At 71.4% G+C, this 19,540-nt stretch carries 12 protein-coding genes; 5 read left to right on the top strand and 7 right to left on the bottom strand.

All coding sequences use genetic code 11. The annotated features are described in order from the left end of the window. Nucleotides 1-111: 111 nt before the first annotated feature. On the top strand, nt 112-1,590 hold the full coding sequence (locus ACFYX0_RS05990; protein WP_388966799.1) for an FAD-dependent monooxygenase: 1,479 nt from the start codon (nt 112-114) through the stop codon (nt 1,588-1,590). Here the strand turns inward: ACFYX0_RS05990 and ACFYX0_RS05985 are convergent. Beyond that, entirely contained in the window at nt 1,562-2,077 is a 516-nt protein-coding gene (locus ACFYX0_RS05985) for a MarR family winged helix-turn-helix transcriptional regulator (RefSeq protein ID WP_388966796.1), read from the bottom strand. The genes ACFYX0_RS05990 and ACFYX0_RS05985 overlap by 29 nt on opposite strands. A 164-nt stretch (nt 2,078-2,241) precedes the next feature. Here ACFYX0_RS05985 and ACFYX0_RS05980 point away from each other — a divergent pair, with 164 nt between their 5' ends. Further along, the gene (locus ACFYX0_RS05980) at nt 2,242-3,177 is read left to right on the top strand and encodes an EamA family transporter (RefSeq protein ID WP_355912177.1); all 936 of its coding nucleotides are present in this window, start codon (nt 2,242-2,244) and stop codon (nt 3,175-3,177) included. Between the two features lie 89 nt (nt 3,178-3,266). On the opposite strand, the gene pepN (ACFYX0_RS05975) is transcribed toward ACFYX0_RS05980, so the two are convergent. The 3 genes from pepN (ACFYX0_RS05975) to ACFYX0_RS05965 all read right to left on the bottom strand — a co-directional run bounded on the left by pepN (ACFYX0_RS05975) (nt 3,267) and on the right by ACFYX0_RS05965 (nt 10,685). Beyond that, nucleotides 3,267-5,852, bottom strand: coding sequence for an aminopeptidase N (pepN, locus tag ACFYX0_RS05975; protein WP_388966793.1), 2,586 nt, complete (start codon nt 5,850-5,852; stop codon nt 3,267-3,269). 145 nt (nt 5,853-5,997) lie between these two features. Beyond that, nucleotides 5,998-7,014: an aspartate-semialdehyde dehydrogenase gene (locus tag ACFYX0_RS05970; protein ID WP_355912171.1), complete on the bottom strand. Its 1,017-nt coding sequence runs from the start codon at nt 7,012-7,014 to the stop codon at nt 5,998-6,000. Nucleotides 7,015-7,379: 365 nt separating this feature from the next. Continuing rightward, a complete protein-coding gene (locus tag ACFYX0_RS05965; protein WP_388967014.1) occupies nt 7,380-10,685 on the bottom strand; it encodes a S8 family serine peptidase in 3,306 nt (1,101 codons plus the stop codon). 362 nt (nt 10,686-11,047) lie between these two features. On the opposite strand from ACFYX0_RS05965, the gene ACFYX0_RS05960 reads away from it, so the two are divergent. Then, a complete protein-coding gene (locus tag ACFYX0_RS05960) occupies nt 11,048-11,512 on the top strand; it encodes an NUDIX hydrolase (RefSeq protein WP_388966790.1) in 465 nt (154 codons plus the stop codon). Between the two features lie 247 nt (nt 11,513-11,759). Then, nucleotides 11,760-13,526: a TIGR03767 family metallophosphoesterase gene (locus tag ACFYX0_RS05955; RefSeq protein ID WP_388966787.1), complete on the top strand. Its 1,767-nt coding sequence runs from the start codon at nt 11,760-11,762 to the stop codon at nt 13,524-13,526. A gap of 49 nt (nt 13,527-13,575) precedes the next feature. On the opposite strand, the gene ACFYX0_RS05950 is transcribed toward ACFYX0_RS05955, so the two are convergent. After that, the gene (locus tag ACFYX0_RS05950; RefSeq protein ID WP_388966784.1) at nt 13,576-14,145 is read right to left on the bottom strand and encodes a GNAT family N-acetyltransferase; all 570 of its coding nucleotides are present in this window, start codon (nt 14,143-14,145) and stop codon (nt 13,576-13,578) included. Between the two features lie 251 nt (nt 14,146-14,396). Here ACFYX0_RS05950 and ACFYX0_RS05945 point away from each other — a divergent pair, with 251 nt between their 5' ends. Then, nucleotides 14,397-15,605, top strand: a complete 1,209-nt coding sequence (locus ACFYX0_RS05945; protein ID WP_388967012.1) for a glycosyltransferase — start codon at nt 14,397-14,399, stop codon at nt 15,603-15,605. Between the two features lie 74 nt (nt 15,606-15,679). Here ACFYX0_RS05945 and ACFYX0_RS05940 read toward each other — a convergent pair whose 3' ends face one another. Both ACFYX0_RS05940 and pepN (ACFYX0_RS05935) read right to left on the bottom strand, forming a co-directional pair. After that, a complete protein-coding gene (locus ACFYX0_RS05940) occupies nt 15,680-16,744 on the bottom strand; it encodes a hypothetical protein (protein WP_388966781.1) in 1,065 nt (354 codons plus the stop codon). A gap of 199 nt (nt 16,745-16,943) precedes the next feature. Beyond that, nucleotides 16,944-19,529, bottom strand: a complete 2,586-nt coding sequence (gene pepN / locus ACFYX0_RS05935) for an aminopeptidase N (protein WP_388966779.1) — start codon at nt 19,527-19,529, stop codon at nt 16,944-16,946. Nucleotides 19,530-19,540: the final 11 nt, after the last annotated feature.

Genomic DNA, 19,540 nt, shown 5'->3' with positions numbered 1-19,540 from the left:
GTGTTACAAGTGGGCAAGCGGCATCGACCGAACGGTACGGACACGCCCTCGTCAACCCGCGGACGCCGTAAGCGTCCGTCGGCCGACGACCCTTGGCACCAGGAGGTCGCCATGGCAGGCAAGACCCGCACCCCCGCTTCCGGCGACGGCACCGCCACCGGTGTCATCGTCGTCGGCGCCGGTCCCACCGGCCTCCTCCTCTCGGGTGACCTCGCCACCGCCGGCGTCCCGGTCACCCTGGTCGAGAAGCGACCCCACCGGATCAGCAACCTCTCCCGCGCCTTCGGCGTGCACGCCCGCACCCTGGAGCAGCTCGACGCCCGCGGCCTCGCCGACGAACTTCAGGCGCGGGGACAGGCACTCTCCGAGTTCCGGCTCTTCAACCGGCTGTCCATCCGGCTCAGCCGCATCCCCTCCCGCTTCAACCACATCCTCGTCGTCCCGCAGTACGAGGTGGAGAGAGTGCTGGAGCGACGGGCGGCGGAGGCCGGGGTGCGGTTCGTGTACGACACCGAGGTCACCGGACTGGCTCAGGACGCCGACGGCGTGACCGTCCAGGTGCGCGGGGCCGGGGGCGAGCCCGGGCAGCTGCGCGCGGCGTACGCCGTCGGCGCCGACGGCCTGCACAGTGCCGTCCGCCGGGCGATCGGCCTACCCTTCCCCGGCCGGTCCGTGATCCGTTCCCTGGTCCTCGCCGACGTCCTGCTCGACGAGAAGCCCGAGGAGGTGCTCACCGCCAACGCCGTCGGTGACGCCTTCGCCTTCCTCGCGCCCTTCGGCGACGGCTACTACCGGGTCATCGGCTGGCGCCGGGGCCGCGATCTGCCCGACACCGCGCCGATCGATCTCGACGAGGTCCGGGAGACCGTCCGCCTCGCGCTCGGCCGGGACTACGGCATGCGCGACGCCCGCTGGATGTCCCGCTTCCACAGCGACGAACGCCAGGCGCCCGTCTACCGCGTCGGCCGGGTCCTGCTCGCCGGGGACGCCGCGCACGTCCACAGCCCGGCCGGCGGCCAGGGCCTGAACACCGGCCTCCAGGACGCCGCGAACCTCTCCTGGAAGCTGGCCGCCGTCCTGGGCGGCCACGCCGGCCCCGAGCTGCTCGACACCTACGAGTCCGAGCGCCACCCGGTGGGCAGGGCCGTGCTGCGCAGCAGCGGCGGACTCATCCGGATGGCGATGGCCCGGCGCCCCTGGACCCTCGCCCTGCGTGCCGTGCTGGTCGCCCTCCTCAACCATGTCGGCCCGGTGCAGCGGCGTGCGATCGGCCAGATCACCGGCCTCGGATACCGCTACGCCGCCCCGCGCGGCGCCCACCCGCTGACCGGCCGGCGCGCCCCGGACATCGCGCTGACCACCGGACGTCTCTACGAGGCCTTGCGCGGCGGCAGGTTCGTGCTGATCGCCCCGGACGGCGTCCAGACGCACGGCCGCAAGGACCGGCTCGCGGTGGAGCACTGGGCGAGCGGACGCCGTACGGCCGTACTCGTGCGGCCCGACGGATACGTCGCCTGGGCGGCCGAGGCACCCGACGCGGACCGGATCGAGGAGGCGCTGGTCAGCTGGACGGGCCCGAGCCGGCCGTGACGGTCAGCAACTGGCGCAGCAGTTCGGCCAGTTGGCTGGTCTGCCGTTCGTTCAGGGCGGTCAGGGCCTCCGCCTGGACGGCCAGGCCCGCGCCGACCGCCTCGTCGATCAGCCGGAGCCCCTCCTCGGTGAGTGTCACCCGCAGACCCCGCCGGTCATGCGGGTCGGGGGAGCGGCGCAGCAGTCCGGCCGCCTCCAGCTTGTCCAGACGGCCGGTCATGCCGCCCGTGGTGAGCATCAGGGTGGCCGACAGCCGACGCGGCGAGAGCGTGTAGGGCTCACCGGAGCGGCGCAGGGTCGCCAGGACGTCGAACTCCCCGCGGGAGATCCCGTAGTCGGCGTACGCCTTCTCCATCCGGTCGCCCATCGCCCGCGACAGCCGGAAGATCCGCCCGAAGACCTCCATCGCGGCGGTGTCGAGGTCCGGCCGCACGGCGGCCCACTGCCCGATGATCGCGTCGACGGGGTCCCCGGGGGTCTGGTCCATGCGGAGAGTATCCGTCCGTCTCCAGGTCGCTTGCAAGCAAGTGGGTCGGTGCTGAGTAACTCGCTGCCAAATGACTTGACGCTGATTAGCTTGGTACTAAGTTAATTAGTGTTGAGCCAATGAGGGCTGAGCCGACCCACCGGGCCGAACCACAAGGGGGTCTCATGAAGCGGTACGCCACGGTCCTGCTCACCGGCCTCGCGCCCGTCTCCTGGGGCACGACCTACGCCGTCACCACCGAGTTCCTGCCGGACGGGCGGCCGCTGTTCACCGGCCTGATGCGCGCGCTGCCCGCCGGACTGCTGCTGCTCGCGCTCGGCCGGGTGCTGCCGCGCGGCGCCTGGTGGTGGAAGGCGGCGGTGCTGGGCGCGCTCAACATCGGCGCCTTCTTCCCGCTGCTGTTCCTGTCCGCGTACCGGCTGCCCGGCGGTATGGCGGCCGTCGTCGGATCGGTCGGGCCGCTTTTCGTGGCCGGACTCTCGGCGCTGCTGCTCGCGGAGCGGCCGACCGTCCGCACGCTGCTGACGGGCGCCGCCGCGGCACTCGGGGTCAGCCTGGTCGTCCTGAAGGCGGCCGGCGCGCTCGACCCGGTCGGGGTGCTCGCCGCGCTCGCCGCCGCGGCCTCCATGTCCACCGGCACCGTGCTCGCCAAGCGCTGGGGCCGCCCGGACGGCGTCGGCCCCCTCGCCCTCACCGGCTGGCAGCTGACCGCGGGCGGGCTGCTGATCGCACCGATCGCGCTGCTTGTCGAGGGGACACCGCCCGCGCTCGACGGGCGGGCCCTCGGCGGCTATCTCTACCTCGCGCTCGCGAACACCGCGGTCGCGTACTGGCTGTGGTTCCGGGGCATCGGACGGCTCACCGCCACCCAGGTCACCTTCCTCGGCCCGCTGTCCCCGCTGACCGCCGCCGTCCTGGGCTGGGCGGCGCTCGGCCAGACGCTCACCCCCGTCCAGCTCGCCGGGATGGCCCTGGCGTTCGGGGCCACGGTCCTCGGCCAGCGCCCGACCCCCGCACCGGCAGCCGCCGCAGCGACCACCGCACCGGCCGGCGTCACCCGGAGGAGCGGCGTACCACGGGCGGCAGCCCCCGCCGACTGAGCACGTACGAGAGCGACCCAGGACGCGCACGGCAGAGGGCGCCCGGCAGATGCCGGACGCCCTCGTCGCTCAGGTCGGGGCGGCAGCCGCTACGCCCGGGCGGCGGCCGCGTCCGCGGCCTGTGCCCGGAGCGCGCGCTCGACGCCCGCGCGCGACTCCATGATCAGTCGGCGCAGCGCCGGGGGCGGCTCCGCGGCGGCCAGCCACGCGTCGGTCTTCGCCAGCGTCTCCTCGGACACCTGGACCGCCGGGTAGTGGCCGATCACGATCTGCTGGGCCATCTCGTGGGAACGGGAGTCCCAGATGTCCCTGACCACCTCGAAGTACCGGTCGGTGTACGGGGCGAGCAGCTCGCGCTGGTCGGTCTGCACGAAGCCCCCGATCACCGCCTCCTGCACGGCGTTGGGCAGCTTGTCGGACTCGATGACCGACGCCCACGCCTCCGCCTTGGCCTCGGCGGTCGGACGGGCGGCGCGGGCGGTGGCCGCGTGCCGCTCACCGGCCGCCGTCTTGTCCCGCGTCAGCTCGCCCGCGATCTCCGGTTCGTCGAAGCGGCCCACGGCCGCGAGCCGCTCAACGAACGCCCAGCGCAGCTCGGTGTCGACGACCAGGCCCTCGATCGTCTGCGAACCCTCCAGCAGCGCCTCCAGCAGGTCCAGCTGCTCCGGCGTACGGGCGGTCGCCGCGAAGGCGCGCGCCCAGGCCAGCTGGTGGTCGCTGCCCGGCTCGGCGGCCCGCAGATGGGCCAGCGTCGCCTCGGTCCACCGGGTCAGCAGCGCCTCGCGCGCGGACGGGTCGGCGTACAGGTCGATCGCCAGCTTCACCTGGCGGTGCAGCGACTGCACGACACCGATGTCCGACTCCTTGGCGATGCCGGACAGCACCAGGGAGAGGTAGTCGCGGGCCGCGAGCTCGGCGTCCCGCGTCATGTCCCAGGCCGAGGCCCAGCACAGGGCGCGCGGCAGCGAGGAGTCGAAGTCGCCCAGGTGCTCGGTGACGAAGGCGAGCGACTGCTCGTCCAGCCGGACCTTGGCGTACGACAGGTCGTCGTCGTTGAGCAGGATCACGTCCGGACGGCGCCGGCCCGCCAGCTGCGGCACGGCGGTCAGTTCGCCGTCCACGTCCAGCTCGATCCGGCCGTCCTCGGCGCGCAGCAGCTTGCCGCTGGCGGCGTCGAGGTCGTACAGGCCGACGGCGATACGGTGCGGACGCAGCGTCGGCTCACCCTTGGCGCCGGCCGGCAGCGCCGGGGCCTCCTGGCGGATGGCGAAGGAGGTGATGACCCCGTCCGCGTCCGTCTCCACCTCGGGACGCAGGACGTTGATGCCCGCCGTCTCCAGCCACTTGCTCGACCAGGTCTTCAGATCCCGGCCGGAGGTCTTCTCCAGGGCGCCCAGCAGGTCGGACAGGCGTGTGTTGCCGAACGCGTGCTGCTTGAAGTACGCCTGCACGCCCGTGAAGAACGCGTCCATGCCGACGTAGGCGACGAGTTGCTTGAGGACCGAGGCACCCTTGGCGTACGTGATGCCGTCGAAGTTGACGAGGACGTCGTCCAGGTCGTTGATCTCGGCCATGATCGGGTGCGTGGACGGCAGCTGGTCCTGCCGGTACGCCCAGGTCTTCATGGAGTTCGCGAACGTCGTCCAGGAGTGCGGCCAGCGGCTCTCGGGGTGGTACGCCATACAGGCGGCCTCGGCGTAGGTGGCGAACGACTCGTTCAGCCACAGGTCGTTCCACCACTCCATGGTGACCAGGTCGCCGAACCACATGTGGGCCAGCTCGTGCAGGATCGTGGCGGCCCGGGACTCGTACGCCGCGTCCGTCACCTTCGAGCGGAAGACGTACTGGTCGCGGAAGGTGACCGCGCCCGCGTTCTCCATCGCGCCCGCGTTGAACTCCGGCACGAACAGCTGATCGTACTTCTTGAACGGGTACGCGTAGTCGAACTTCTCCTGGAACCAGTCGAAGCCCTGACGGGTCACCTCGAAGATCGCGTCGGCGTCCAGGAACTCCGCGAGCGACGGCCGGCAGTAGATGCCGAGCGGGACGGTGCGCCCGTCCTTCTCGTAGACGCTGTGCACGGAGTGGTACGGGCCGACGATCAGCGCGGTGATGTACGTCGAGATCCGCGGCGTCGGCTCGAAGACCCAGACGTCGTCCTCGGGCTCCGGAGCCGGCGAGTTGGAGATGACGGTCCAGCCGGTGGGCGCCTTCACGGTGAACTGGAAGGTGGCCTTCAGGTCGGGCTGCTCGAACGAGGCGAACACGCGCCGCGCGTCGGGCACCTCGAACTGGGTGTAGAGGTACGCCTGCTCGTCGACGGGGTCGACGAAACGGTGCAGGCCCTCGCCGGTGTTGGTGTAGGCGCAGTCGGCGACCACGCGCAGGACGTTGCGGCCCTGAAGGAGGCCGGGGAGGGCGATCCGCGAGTCCTTGAAGACCTCGGCCGGGTCCAGGGCGTCGCCGTTGAGCGTCACCTCGTGGACCGTCGGGGCGACCAGGTCGATGAACGACTCCGCGCCGTTCTCCTGGGAGTCGAAGCGCACCGTGGTCACGGACCGGTAGGTGCCGCCCTCCTGCGCGCCGGAGAGGTCGAGATCGATCTCGTACGAGTCAACGGTGAGCAGCTTCGCCCGCTGCTGCGCCTCTGCGCGAGTCAGGTTTGTGCCAGGCACGCGGTCATCTCCTCGTTATGTGTGGGTTGCGCCATCCTTCCATGTCGCCACGGTGTTGGGCGATGACCGAGGGGTCCACCACGGGGCCGGGAAAGGCAAGGGGCGCGCACCCGGCGGTGCGCGCCCCTTATGGCGTGGGAGCCGGTTACTCGGACAGCTCCGCCGCCACCAGCTCGGCGATCTGCACGGCGTTCAGCGCCGCGCCCTTGCGGAGGTTGTCGCTGGAGACGAACAGCGCCAGCCCGTTGTCCACCGTCTCGTCGCGGCGGATGCGGCCCACGTACGACGGGTCCTGGCCGGCCGCCTGCAACGGGGTCGGGATGTCGGAGAGCGCCACGCCCGGCGCGCCGGCCAGCAGCTCGGTGGCGCGCTCCACCGACAGCGGACGGGCGAAGCGGGCGTTGATCTGAAGGGAGTGGCCGGAGAAGACCGGGACACGCACACAGGTGCCGGAGACCTTCAGCCCGGGGATCTCCAGGATCTTGCGGGACTCGTTGCGGAGCTTCTGCTCCTCGTCCGTCTCGTTCAGGCCGTCGTCGACGAGGTTGCCGGCGAAGGGCACCACGTTGAAGGCGATCGGGCGCTTGTAGACCTGGGGCTCGGGGAAGTCGACCGCCCGGCCGTCATGGGTGAGCTTGTCGGCGTCGGCGACCACCTTCTGGGCCTGGCCGTGCAGCTCCGCGACGCCCGCGAGGCCCGAGCCCGACACCGCCTGGTAGGTGGTGGCGACGAGCGCCTCCAGGCCCGCCTCCTCGTGCAGCGGCTTCAGCACCGGCATCGCGGCCATCGTCGTGCAGTTCGGGTTGGCGATGATGCCCTTCGGGCGGTTCACCACCGCGTGCGGGTTGACCTCGGAGACGACCAGCGGCACGTCCGGGTCCTTGCGCCAGGCGGAGGAGTTGTCGATCACGACGGCGCCCTGCGCGGCGACCTTCTCGGCCAGCGCCTTCGAGGTCGCGCCGCCCGCGGAGAACAGCACGATGTCCAGTCCGGTGTAGTCGGCCGTGGCCGCGTCCTCCACCGTCACGCCGTCCAGGACCGTCCCCGCGGAGCGGGCCGAGGCGAACAGGCGCAGCTGCGTCACCGGGAAGTCGCGCTCCGTGAGGATTCTGCGCATGACCGTGCCGACCTGACCGGTGGCTCCGACGATTCCGACCCTCACGGCGACTCCCTCTGCGTATGTGCTGCGTGCGTAGTGCCTGGCCGAGGCCTTTCCATCATGCGGCCGACCCCGGCCCGGCTGTCCAATTCTTTGCGCGGTCCGCCCGAGGAATGGGACGCGCTCGGTCGGACCGCGGTTGCGGATGTTCTGCTTCCACCCCCGCTGACCTGGAGAAAATCGCCAGATGAGGGCTCCGCGCCGCAAGCTGTGCTGCCGCGCCCACTGCCCCCACCCGATCGGCTTACACGACGGTGTGACATACGCCTCTGCCTCGCATCGCGCACCTCGCCGGTACCACGGCGAAGGGCGGGCGCCCGTCGCGGTGCGACAGACGCCCGCCCCCGTCGCGGGCAGGGACCGCAGGGTTACGGCGTGACCTTCTCGATCTTCACGCTGCCCACGCCCGCGACCGTGCCGCGCGCGTCGACCAGCTGGACCTGGCCGAAGAACTCCCGGCCCTCGGGGGCCGCCGCGGCCGCGGTGACCGACCCGGAGACCGTCGCGGAGTCACCCGTGCCGAGCTTCACCGGCGCCGAGCCGTCGACCGTGACCTGGCCGAGGGCGGGGGAGAAGAACACGTCTCGGTAGTCGTAGGCCGTCGAGCCGGACGGGACCGAGTAGCCCACGACCTGGACGGTGTAGGTGCCGGCGGCGGGCGAGGCGATGTGCACCGACTCCTCGGAGTCGCCGTCCGCCGACTGCGCGACCTGCTTGCCGCTCGCGTCGTACACCGTGAGGTCCAGGTCCGCGGCCGTGTCGGACACATTGCCGATGGCCACGTCCAGCGAGGTGGCGCCCGCGGGCACCTCGACCGTGCTGGTCTGGGTCTCGCCGCCCTTGATGGACGGACGGGCCGTCTTCGAGGAGCCGAGCGGGCCGCCGACCAGCTTGCCGTCCAGCGCCGCGTAGCCGTTGGTCACCTTCCAGGAGGCGGTGGCCGGGGTGCCGACCTTGGCCTCGGGGACGGTCACGGTCTGCGGGTCGAAGGCCGCGCCGAGGACGGTGACGTCCAGCTTGTAGGGGTTGTCGAGCATCGGCGAGGTACGGCGCGCCTCGACCTCGATCTCCCAGACACCGGCCTGCGGGTCGGCGTACGAGCGCACGTCGGGCTTGCAGCCGTTGCCGTCGAAGTAGTTGTTGTAGCAGTTGGGCGTCGAGGTGTTGTCGACCGGAACGCCGTACGGGTGGATCGAGATGAACCGGGTCTGGCTCTTGTCCTTCAGCCCGCTCATCGCGACCTCCAGCGACTTCGCGCCCGCGGGCACGGTCAGGAAGTACGACCGGGTGCTGTTGCGCTGCACCGAACTCGACGCGGAGTAGGTGTACTTGACCGGCGTGGAGACCACGACCGTGGTGAGGATCTGCTTGTCGAGGCCCTCGGTCCTCGGGTCGTCGACCTCCAGGATCGCGCTCTTGACGCCCGCGGAGCTCGGAGCCGCCTGGACCTTCACGGTCACCGGCTGGTTCAGCGGCAGCTTCACCTCGTCCGAGCCGAGGATCCGGAAGGTGCCGCCGTAGTTGTTCTCGAAGTGCAGCTCGTGGCGGACCGCCTGGTCCGGGCCGGACGTACGGGTGATCGTGATGTCGTACGTCTTCTTCTCACCGGCCTTCAGCCCGCCCTCGCGGTCGTACAGGCCCGTGCCGAAGCCCGGGGTCTTCAGCGCGTAGTCGATCGCGGTGTCGACCGGGGCCTTCACGGTGTAGTCGTGGGCGGTCGCGTCGTGGCGGATCGCGTCCCAGGCGTCGACGATGTTGATGCTGCCCGCGCCCTCCTCGTACGCCTGCGCACCCTTGATGTGGTCCGCGGTCGAGGTCAGAGCCGTGCGCAGCGTCGCGGGCGACAGGTCGATGTTCTTCTGCTTGGCCGCCGACAGCAGCAGCGCCGAGGCGCCCGCGGCCTGCGGGGACGCCATCGAGGTGCCCTGGAGCATCGAGTAGCCGGCCGGCAGCGAGTAGCCCGCCTCGGCGACCGGGGAGCCCGGCAGCCAGGTCTGGGTGGTGTTGATGGCGGCGCCGGGCGCGACGAGGGTCGGCGTGAAGCCGCCGTCCTCGCGGGGGCCGCGCGAGGAGAACGGCATCAGCTGGTACTTCGTGTCCACCTGCGAGCCGTAGTTGGCGGCCCAGGTCTCCTTGGAGATGCCCGCCCCGACCGAGATCACCTTGTCCGCGAGGCCCGGGTCGCCGATGGTGTTGGCGCCGGGGCCGGAGTTGCCCGCGGAGATGACCAGCTGGACGCCGTAGGTGTCGATGAGGCGCGTGTACAGCTCGGCGCGCGCGTTGTTGCCGTCGTTGAGCGCCGGGAGACCGCCGATGGACATGTTGACGATGTCGACGCCGCGGTTGACGACGAGGTCGATCATGCCCTCGGTGAGCGCGACGTTGGTGCAGCCGCCGGTCCAGGTGCAGGCGCGCGACGAGACGATCTTCGCGCCGGGGGCGGCGCCGTTCATCTTGCCGCCGAACAGGCCGTTGGCGGAGGTGATGCCCGCGACGTGGGTGCCGTGCTCGGACTGGATGACGCCGATGTTGACGAAGTCGGCCTTCTTGCCGACCCAGGACCCGCCGTAGGGGTCCATCGGCACGTCCTTGCGGATCTGCACGACGAACGGCACACGCTCGACGACGTCCGTCTTCGGGTCGTCGGTGCCGAAGTAGCCGACCTGGTAGCCGTCCTTGTACGGCTTCATCGGCGTGTCGTCGCTGAAGTCGTGGTTGTTGTTCAGGTCGACGGTGACCGTGCCGGCCGCCGGGTCGTACAGCACGCCCCAGCTGTCGGTGGTGTCGCCGTCGCGGTTGAGGTCGCCCTTCTCGTCGCCGCCGACGGTGGCGGACTCCTTGAAGGTGCTGATCTCGTACGAGCCCGTCGGCGCCGTCCAGGTCTGGCCGCCGTAGGAGAAGGTGGGCCCGGAGACCGCGGTGACCATCGGGCGCCAGGTCGCGTCGCTGTCGACGATCGGGTCCGTCGAGGTCACCCAGTCGACGATCTTGCGCTCGCCGGTGGTGGTCTTCTGCAGCGCCGGGTGGCCGAGGTCCACGCCCGAGTCGAGGATGCCGATGGTGACGCCCCGGCCGTCCGCCTTCGGGTGCTCCTTGACGAAGTCGACGGCGCCCGTCTCGAAGGAGGGGTTGTACGGGTTCTCGGCGGGGGTGTTCCTGTTCGGGCCGGTGTAGCCGGTCGTCGCCCTGCCCGACGTGTTCTTGGCGGTGTCCGCGCTGGGCGTCGGGTCGTCGAGGGGGATCTCCTGCCGCAGGTCGATGGCGTGCACCGAGGAGAGCTTCGCGGCGGCCGCGATGGCCGAGTCGGCCTTGGCGGTCGGGACGGTGGCGCGGACGTAGCCGAGCTTGTCGTAGCTGCGGCCGACGGAGCCGCCGCGCACCGCGTCCAGCTCCCTGGTGACCTGCTCGGTCTGCCCGGGCGCCGTCGCGATCATCATGGTGACGTTCTTGGCGCCGTCCGCCTTGGCCTCCGCGAGGAGGTCGGCGTCGTCCGAACCGAGCTTGGCGCTCGCGGACTTGACGGTCGGGTCGGTCCCCGCGGGGGTGTGGTCCGCGGCGAGGGCCAGGGGTATCGGCCCGGCGGCGGAGAGCGCGGCCACGAGACCCGCGGCGAACGCTGTGCGGGCCACGCGTCTAACGCCCGGTATCGGGGCGCGGTGAGGGTCGGGGGTCATCGGCATCCCTTGTTGGTAAAGGACCGTGGGTGACGCGGCCGGAAACCGGAGATGTACCGGTTCTGACCGCGGTCGTCCGGATGTCGGGTCCGGGAGACCGCTCAGCTTTACCCAAGGGACATATGTTTGGGGAGAGTTGACCGAGACGGGATTGAGTCATGGCACAATCCCGCCATGCGCCATCGGGGACTTAGTGGAGCACGTCGGACATTTCTGTGAGCCGGCTGTGCGTTCTGCGCGCGTAGTGGACGCTCTCGGCGTTCATGCGTGAGCACTCGGTGACGCCATCCTTTCCGCACCCACCCGCACCCACTTGCGTCCGTTCCCGTGCCGCCCCCGCCGTGTGCGGGTAACGTCCCCGTGTGCGCAAGAAGTTGAGGGTGGCGGCCTACGCCATCTGTGTTCGCGACGGCAAGCTTCTGCTCGCGCGAGGGTGGGACGGCGACGGTACGCCCGAGTGGACCCTGCCCGGCGGCGGTATGGAGCACGGCGAGGACCCCTACGACACCGTCCTGCGGGAGGTGGAGGAGGAGACCGGCTATCTCATCGAACCCATCGGTCTGCTCGGTGTGCACTCCTTCCGCCACGACCTTCTCGACCGCTTCGGCCGGGCCGTCGACCACCATGGCCTGCGAATCGTCTACGAGGGGCGAATCACCGGCGGTGAGCTCCGCAACGAGGTCGGCGGTTCCACCGACCTCGCGGCCTGGCACGAGCTGACCGCCGTGCCGGAGCTCAGGCGGGTCGGGCTCGTCGACACAGGGCTCGCGCTGTGGCGGGAGCGCCCGGCCGCCGGCCGGTCACCGCTCGCCGGTGGACAGTACTGACGCCTCCCGAACCTGCCTCGATACCCCGGAACATGAACGCGGAGTGACCGCCCCCCGGCCGTTCGGCGAGCGGTCGCGAACGCGCAAGGTAGTCCGAGATCGACGTACGGTGATCGGCGCTGCGCGTTGCCGTCGCGTTCACGCGCAGGCCATCCCCGGTGCCAACGATCCAGAGCGAGCGGGGTGTTCGCTTCAGCGATCGTCCCGCGACCACTGCTGACGCGTTCGGACTCGGGGAGATCGCGCCATGTCGCGCATACGCTCTGTCGCCACGGCGGCTGCCATGAATCGTCGCGCTCTGCTCGCCGCCGCCGGGGCCATGTCCCTGACCGCGGGGGTCGGCTTCGCGCTGCGGCCCGAGGAGAGCCGGGCCGCCGACCACGCCACCGGGCCCGCCGCGCAGGGAGAGGCGCCCGTCGCCGCGTCCCGGCAGGTCCCGGCCGCCGCCCCCCTCGCCCCCTACACCAAGGGCACGACCCTCGCCACGGTCGCCGCCCCGCGGAACAGCTCCGGATACCGCCGGCTCGGCGACGGCCCCGGCTGGCAGCGCGTGGTGCGCAGCGAGCTGGCCACGCCCAAGTCCGGCCGCGCCGGACGCCGGACGACGCTCGCCGCCTTCGTGCAGTTCACCGACATGCACCTGATGGACAGCCAGCACCCGCTGCGGCTGGAGTTCCTGCGCTCCACCGACCGGCACGCCTGGCGGCCCCACGAGGCGCTGACCGTGCCCGGCGCGATCTCACTGGTCGAGCGGGTCAACTCGCTGCGGGGCGCCCCCGTCACCGGCTCCCCCCTCCACTTCGTCATGACCACCGGCGACAACACGGACAACAACGCCAAGTCCGAGCTGGAATGGTTCATGAAGATCATGAGCGGCGGTCGCATCACCCCCAACTCCGGCGACCCGCGGCACTACGAGGGCGTCCAGAACAGCGGTCTGAAGCTCTACTGGCAGCCCGACTCCGCCGTCCGCGACGCCGACAAGCAGCTCGGCTTCCCGCACCTCCACGGCTTCCTGGCCGCCGCGATCCGCGAGGTGCGCAGCCCGGGCCTCAACCTCCCCTGGTACTCCACGGTCGGCAACCACGACGCCCTCCCGCTCGGCTGCTACGGACACGGCGACCCGTACCTCGCCGAGTTCGCGATCGGCGGCAAGAAGCTGATGGAGCTGTCCGCGACCGAGGCGAAGAAGCTCCAGGACTCGATCAAGTACGCCAAGGACCCCAAGGGCGTCCAGTTCCGCGACCTGCTCAAGGCCCACGCCCGCGCCATGCGCCCAGTCACCTCCGACGAGAAGCGCGCCCCCTACACCCCGGCGGACTACCTCAAGGCCCACCTCGACCCGGCGTACGCGGGCCGGGGCCCCGTCGGCCACGGCTACTCCTCGGCGAACGTGGACGCCGGCACCCAGTACTACTCCTTCCGCATCGCCGACGACGTCATCGGCATCAGCCTCGACACCACCGACCCGGGCGGGCACTACAACGGCTCCATCGGCACGGCCCAGCTGTCGTGGCTGGACAAGACGCTGCGCGACAACAAGGACTCGTACGCCGTCGTCTTCAGCCACCACACCAGCACGACGATGTCCAACACCCTTCCCGACCCCGCCCGTCCCGGCGAGCGGCGGCACAACGGCAAGGAGGTCATCTCGCTGCTGAGCGGCCACCCCAATGTGCTGGCGTGGGTGAACGGGCACATCCACAAGAACCGCATCACCCCGCACGCCGCCCCGGGAGGCCGCGCCTTCTGGGAGATCTCCACCGCCTCGCACGTCGACTACCCCCAGCTCGCCAACGTCATCGAACTGGTGGACAACAAGGACGGCACGCTGTCGGTCTTCACCACGCTCATCGAGTCCGCGGCCCCGCACCGTACGGATGTCGCCGACCTGAGCCAGACGGGCCTGGCCGCCCTCTACCGCGAGCTGTCCTTCAACGCCCCCGGCGCCGACAAGACGCTCGCGGGCAACCCGTCCGACCGCAACACGGAACTGGTCCTGAAGAAGGCCTGACCGCGGCCGGCCCGCGCCCGGGGCCCGGTCTGTCGGTCCGTCAGGGGGCTCACTCCCGCCGGACCGGCGCCAGTTCCGCCCGCTCGACGGCCGGTTCCCGGGGGCCTGCCGAACGGTTGGCGACGGCCTGACCCCGCGGAGGCGGCCCGGTGAAGCGGAACGAGAGCGAGGCGAGGAAGCGGCGGCCCCGGGGCCAGTCCACCGGGACCGTCGCCGTCACCCGGGTGATGCCGGACGCGGCCGCGCGGTCCAGGAGGGCCCCGGCCACGGCCCGGCCCGTCCCCGTGCCCCACAGCGACGGATGCAGCAGGAACAGCCCCACCGCGCAGGCGTCCGGTGCCGGGTGGTGCCGTACCGCGTCGACGATCCCGACCACCGGGCCGTCGTCCTCGGTGACGACCAGGACCAGCTTGTCGGCCCCGTCCGCGCCCGGCGGCAGGCTGTAGTACAGGCTCTGCAGATCGCCGGGGCCCGAGGGCAGGCCGGTGGCCGCCTCGACATACGCGCCGCCGGACTCGAAGAGCGCCAGGACGCCCGGTTCGTCGGCGGGCTGGGCCTCCCGCAGGGTGTAACGTCGTCCGTCGCCAGTCGTGATCTCGATGGTGGTCGGCTCTGCCATCCGGTCATCGTCACACCGGGGCCAAGCCCCGGACCAGCGAATTCCGGTCCGCGCCCACTCCCTGCGACACACCCCGCACGCTCCGGGATCACCGAATTACGGTGTAAACCGAGCTGACCCGGACATGAGACGCGCCGTTCATCTGGATGAAACATCTGTGCCGCCTCATATCGGACAACCCGCAGTTCACGGGGATGGTTCGAGATGTGTGCAAGGCGGGTGGTCGCGTGCGACTGAGGCACCAACTGCGCGTGCTGTCGGTGTACGACGGTTTCTTCTCCGGGGGCGCCCGGATCCTTCACAGCGATGTCGTCCTGGGGCTCCAGGAGGGCGGTCAGCACCACCGGGTGCTGAGCGTCCATGCAGAGGTGCTTCGTGAGGCAACACGGCAGGCGATGGAGGACGACGCCTGCTATCGCTCACTGACCGCGTCCGGGGTGGAGGTCAGCTCCCTGGGCCGCGTCTCCGGGCTGCCCGGGGGCCTGGACACCGACCCGACGCTGTTCACCGGTCCGGAGCTGGCGACGACCGCCCGGGCCATGGCGGGCGCCGACGTGATCCTGTCGCTCAAGGAGCAGCCGCTCGCCCTGCTCAACCAGGCGGGCCTGCCGCGCCGCCCGGTGATCGTCTCCCTGCACCGCTCGGACCCGGAGAACCAGGGCGGGGCGCTGGACGAGCTGAAGGCCGCCATCGCCGACGGCACGGTCGTCGCCTGCGTCTGCTGCGCCGAGTCGACCCGGGCCGCCTACGAGGCCGCCGGGATCCCGGCCGAGGTGCTGCACGTCATCCCGAACGGGGTCGATCTGCTGCGCTTCCGCCCCGACCCGGCGCGACGGCTCCGGCTGCGCGACACGCTCGGCATCCCGGACTCCGCACCGGTCGTCGTCTTCGCGGCCCGCTACGACGCCATGAAGAACGTCCCGCTCTTCCTGCGCGCCGCCCGGGCCTGGCTGCGGCAGGAGCCCGACGGGCACGTGCTGATGTGCGGCGCGGGCATGGCGGCCGGCCAGCCCGGGCTGCACGCCGACATCGACGCGGCGTTCGAGGGCGACCTCGCGCTCACGGACCGGCTGCACCTGCTGGGTGTCCGGGGCGACATGGAGACCGTGTACGCGGCCTCCGACGTGGTGGCGCTGACCTCGGCCTGGGGCGAGGCGGCTCCGCTGTGCCTGATCGAGGGCATGATGTGCGGCGCCGTCCCGGTCGCCACCGACGTCGGCGACAGCGCCGCGATCGTCGCCGGGCACGGTTTCCTCACCTCACCGGACCCCGACGCGATCGCGTCGGCCTGGGCGGACGCCGCCGCCGCCCGTGCCGATCTCGCCCCGGTCCTCGAGCGCAGCCGCGAGCGCTTCAGCCGCACCCGCATGATCGCCTCGTATGCCACGCTGATCGACCAGGTCCACACGGAGTCGTTCCGGCCGCCCCTGCCGGAGCCTCCGCTGCCCGAGCCGCTCTGACGGACCCGGCGCACGAGGAGGGGCCGCCCACGGGCGGCCCCTCCCCTCCCCTCCTGACGTCCGGTCCCCGCCCCCTACCGGGGCAGCACAATGACGTACGCGGACGGGTCGCGGTCCGCCGACGCCATCAGGGCGGTGCGGACCACCGTCGCCTGCTGCTCGGGGGCGTCCCGCAGCTTCTTCGGCGTGACGTGGACGACCGTGATCCCGAGCCGCTCCAGGTGCTCACGCTTGCGGGCGTACTCCGACCACAGCGCGTCGTCGTCCGGCCGGTCGCCCTGCCGCGGGGCGCGGGTGTCCAGCTCCACCGCCACGGCCTGCTCGGGCCAGTACGCGTCCAGACCGCCGAGGTGGGGGCCGCCCGGGAGCCGGAGATCCACGTTCCACACCGGGTCCGGAAGGCCGTGGTCGCGCACCATCCGGTACAGGCGTTCCTCGGCGATCGCCCGGCCCTCCGCCAGCAGCGAGTCCACCGCCTCCACCACGTGCGGCCGGCTCAGCAGCCGCGCCTGGTTCAGCTCGCGCACCACCGCGGCCGGTTCGCAGTGGCCGCCGCGCACCGCCTCGGTCAGCAGCCGGCGCACCGTCTCCGCGTCCGGCAGCTGGGCCACGGCGTCGGCCAGTGCGCGCGGGACCGGCGCGACGGACAGACCGGCCACCACCCGGGGGGCGGGCAGCAGCGGGGTGCGGATCACCCGCGCGCAGCCGATGCTGCGCAGCCGCCGCGACCGTGGGACGAGGACGTCGATCCGCTTCAGGGTGGGCAGCGCGGGCGGGCAGGAGAAGCCGTGCAGGCCCAGTGCGGCCACGCCCGTGATCATCGCGTCGGGGTAGCGCACCGGGGCGTGCGGGCCGTTGGGGCCCGGCTGCGACGGGACACCGGCGGCCGGGGTGCCGAGCGGGGAGCGGCTCGCGTAGAGCAGGACCGCGTGCAGTTGTTCCTCGACGGTCGGTGGTCCCTGGTGCAGGAGGAACACCCCTGGCAGGAACTGCTGCCAGGGGCCTCCGGGCCGGGCGTGCTCGACGGTCTCGGCGGCCGTGACACCGTGGGCGCGCAGCTGAGCGGTGGTCAGCACCCGGCGCTGGACCTCCGACAGGTGGCGGAGGGGGCGGGGGGAGAGCGGGGTGTTGTGGTTCATGAACCGGGAGTTCCCGCGCCCGATCCGTCCGATAACCGCTGTTACATGCTCGTCGACAAATCCGGACAATATACAGCTAAAGTACGGACGTTCGACTGCCGAAAGGGGCAGGTCCGGGCCGGGGGAACGACGGGTTACGGGTTCCGATACTCGTATTTCGTAACTGCCGTTCCCCGGGACTTCCCCGCGCTCCCGATCTTTAGCGGCCCGCCTCCGCGTCGCACACCTGACCGCGCAGGGCGCGCGCCAGGTCGTCACGTGCCTCCAGGACCAGCCTGCGCAGCGCCGGCGGCGCGTCCTCGTGCGCCGAGAGCCATGCGTCCGTCGCGGCGAGCGTCTCCGGCGAGTCCTGGAACACCGGGAACAGGCCCCGGACCACGTCCATCCCGATCTGGATGGACCGCTCGGCCCACACCCGCTCGATCGCCTCGAAGTACTTCGCCGTGTACGGCGCGAGCAGCTCCCGCTGCGAGGGCTGGACGAAGCCCGCGATGGTCGCCTCCACGAGCGCGTTCGACAGCGTCTCCGACTCGACGACCTGCGCCCACGCCTGGGCCTTGACCGCCGCCGAGGGACGCGCGGCCAGGCAGCGCACCTGGTGCCGCTTCCCGGAGGCCGTGTCGTCGCGGGCCAGCTCCGCCGCGAGCACCGACTCGTCCGCCGCCCCGTGCGCGGCCAGCGGCCCGAGGAACGCCCAGCGCAGCTCCTGGTCCACGTCCAGGCCGTCGATCTGTGCCGTGCCGTCCAGCAGCGCCCGCAGCAGTTGCAGTTCGCTCTCGTCGCCGGCCACCGTCGCGAAGAACCGCGCCCAGGTCAGCTGGTGCTGACCGCCCGGCTCCGCCTGCCGCAGCTCGCGCAGCGCGCCCTGGGCCAGCAGCCGCTCGCCCGTCGTACGCCACTCGGGGGCCGCGTAGTGCGTCAGCGCCGACTGCGCCCAGTTGTGCAGCATCTGGAGCACACCGATGTCGGACTCCCGGCCGGCGAACCGCAGCACCAGGTCGACGAAGTCCCGGGCCGGCAGCAGCGCGTCCCGGGTCAGGTTCCACAGCGCCGACCAGCACAGCGCCCGCGCGAGGGGGTCGGTCAGGGAGCCGAGCCGGTCCTTCAGGGTCGCGAGCGAGGTGTCGTCGAGGCGGATCTTGCAGTACGTGAGGTCGTCGTCGTTGACGAGGACCAGTTCCGGGGCCTCGGCGCCCGCCAGTTCGCCGACCACCGTCCGCGGGCCCTGGACGTCCACCTCGGCGCGCGCGTACCGCACGAGCGCGTCCCCCTCGGTGCGGTACAGGCCCACCGCGACCCGGTGCGGCCGCAGTTCGGGGTGGGACTCGGCCGCCTCCTGGAGCACGGTCAGCTCGGCGATCCGGCCGTCCGTGCTCAGCAGCACCTGCGGGGTCAGCGAGTTGACGCCCGCCGTCTGGAGCCAGGAGCGCGACCAGGCCGTCATGTCCCGGCCGCTCGTCTCCTCCAGGACCGACAGCAGATCGCCGAGGCGCGTGTTGCCGTAGGCGTTCCGCTTGAAGTAGCGCCGCGCGCCCTCCAGGAAGGCGTCCCGGCCCACGTACGCCACCAGCTGCTTCAGTACCGAGGCGCCCTTGGCGTAGGTGATGCCGTCGAAGTTGAGCTTGGCATCCTCCAGGTCGCGGATGTCCGCGGTGATCGGATGCGTGGACGGCAGCTGGTCGGCGCGGTACGCCCAGGCCTTGCGGTTGTTGGCGAAGGTGATCCAGCCGTCGGTGAAGCGGGTCGCCTCCACCAGCGAGAAGGAGCCCATGAAGTCCGCGAAGGACTCCTTCAGCCACAGGTCGTCCCACCAGACCATGGTCACCAGGTCGCCGAACCACATGTGGGCCATCTCGTGCAGGATCACATTGGCCCGGCGCTCGTACGACGCCTGGGTGACCTTGCCGCGGAAGATGTACTCCTCGCGGAAGGTGACCATGCCCGGGTTCTCCATCGCGCCGAGGTTGTACTCGGGCACGAACGCCTGGTCGTACTTCCCGAAGGGGTACGGGTAGTCGAAGTGGTCGTGGAAGAAGTCCAGGCCCTGCTTGGTGACGAGGAAGACGTCGTCCGCGTCGAAGTGCTTGGCCAGGCCCTTGCGGCACATCGCGCCGAGGGGGATCTCCAGCGTCGTGCCGTCCTCGAAGGTGCGGGTGTAGGTGTCCGTGACGTAGTGGTACGGACCCGCCACGACACAGGTGATGTACGTGGAGATCGGCTTGGTCTCCGCGAACCGCCACACCCCGTCGTGCTGCTCGCCGGCGCCGTTGCCCCACACCGTCCAGCCCTCGGGGGCGCGCACCTCGAAACGGAAGGGCGCCTTGAGGTCGGGCTGTTCGAAGTTGGCGAAGACGCGGCGCGAGTCGGCGGGCTCGTACTGCGTGTACAGGTAGACCTCGCCGTCCTCCGGGTCGACGAAGCGGTGCATGCCCTCACCGGTGCGGGAGTAGGCGCACTGGGCGTCCACCACCAGCTCGTTCTCCGCGGCCAGGTCCTCCAGGAGGACGCGGGTGCCGTCGAAGACCTCGCCGGGGTCGAGGTCCTTGCCGTTGAGCGAGACGGCGGTGACGCTCGGGGCGATCAGGTCCGCGAAGCTCGTGGCGCCCGGCTCGGCGCAGCGGAAGCGGATCGTGGTGACCGAACGGAACGTACGGGGCTCGCCGTCCGCGCCGCCGGGTGCCTCGCCCACGGCGGAGCGCAGGTCGAGCGATACGTCGTACCCGTCGACGGAGAGCAGGGCGGCCCGCTCCCGGGCCTCGTCGCGGGACAGGTTCTCACCGGGCACGGGGGGCACTC

It is taken from the genome of Streptomyces sp. NPDC002573, assembly GCF_042889625.1.
Classification (GTDB): domain Bacteria; phylum Actinomycetota; class Actinomycetes; order Streptomycetales; family Streptomycetaceae; genus Streptomyces; species Streptomyces gibsoniae.
The sequence above is the reverse complement of the archived record's forward strand: the minus strand, read 5'-3'. Positions and strand labels throughout refer to the sequence as shown.

Excerpts from the sequence above, each read along its gene's own strand:
- ACFYX0_RS05990 (WP_388966799.1), top strand. The coding sequence starts at position 112 with ATGGCAGGCAAGACCCGCACCCCCGCTTCCGGCGACGGCACCGCCACC.
- ACFYX0_RS05985 (WP_388966796.1), bottom strand. The coding sequence starts at position 2,077 with ATGGACCAGACCCCCGGGGACCCCGTCGACGCGATCATCGGGCAGTGG.
- ACFYX0_RS05980 (WP_355912177.1), top strand. The coding sequence starts at position 2,242 with ATGAAGCGGTACGCCACGGTCCTGCTCACCGGCCTCGCGCCCGTCTCC.
- ACFYX0_RS05965 (WP_388967014.1), bottom strand. The coding sequence starts at position 10,685 with ATGACCCCCGACCCTCACCGCGCCCCGATACCGGGCGTTAGACGCGTG.
- ACFYX0_RS05955 (WP_388966787.1), top strand. The coding sequence starts at position 11,760 with ATGTCGCGCATACGCTCTGTCGCCACGGCGGCTGCCATGAATCGTCGC.
- ACFYX0_RS05950 (WP_388966784.1), bottom strand. The coding sequence starts at position 14,145 with ATGGCAGAGCCGACCACCATCGAGATCACGACTGGCGACGGACGACGT.
- ACFYX0_RS05940 (WP_388966781.1), bottom strand. The coding sequence starts at position 16,744 with ATGAACCACAACACCCCGCTCTCCCCCCGCCCCCTCCGCCACCTGTCG.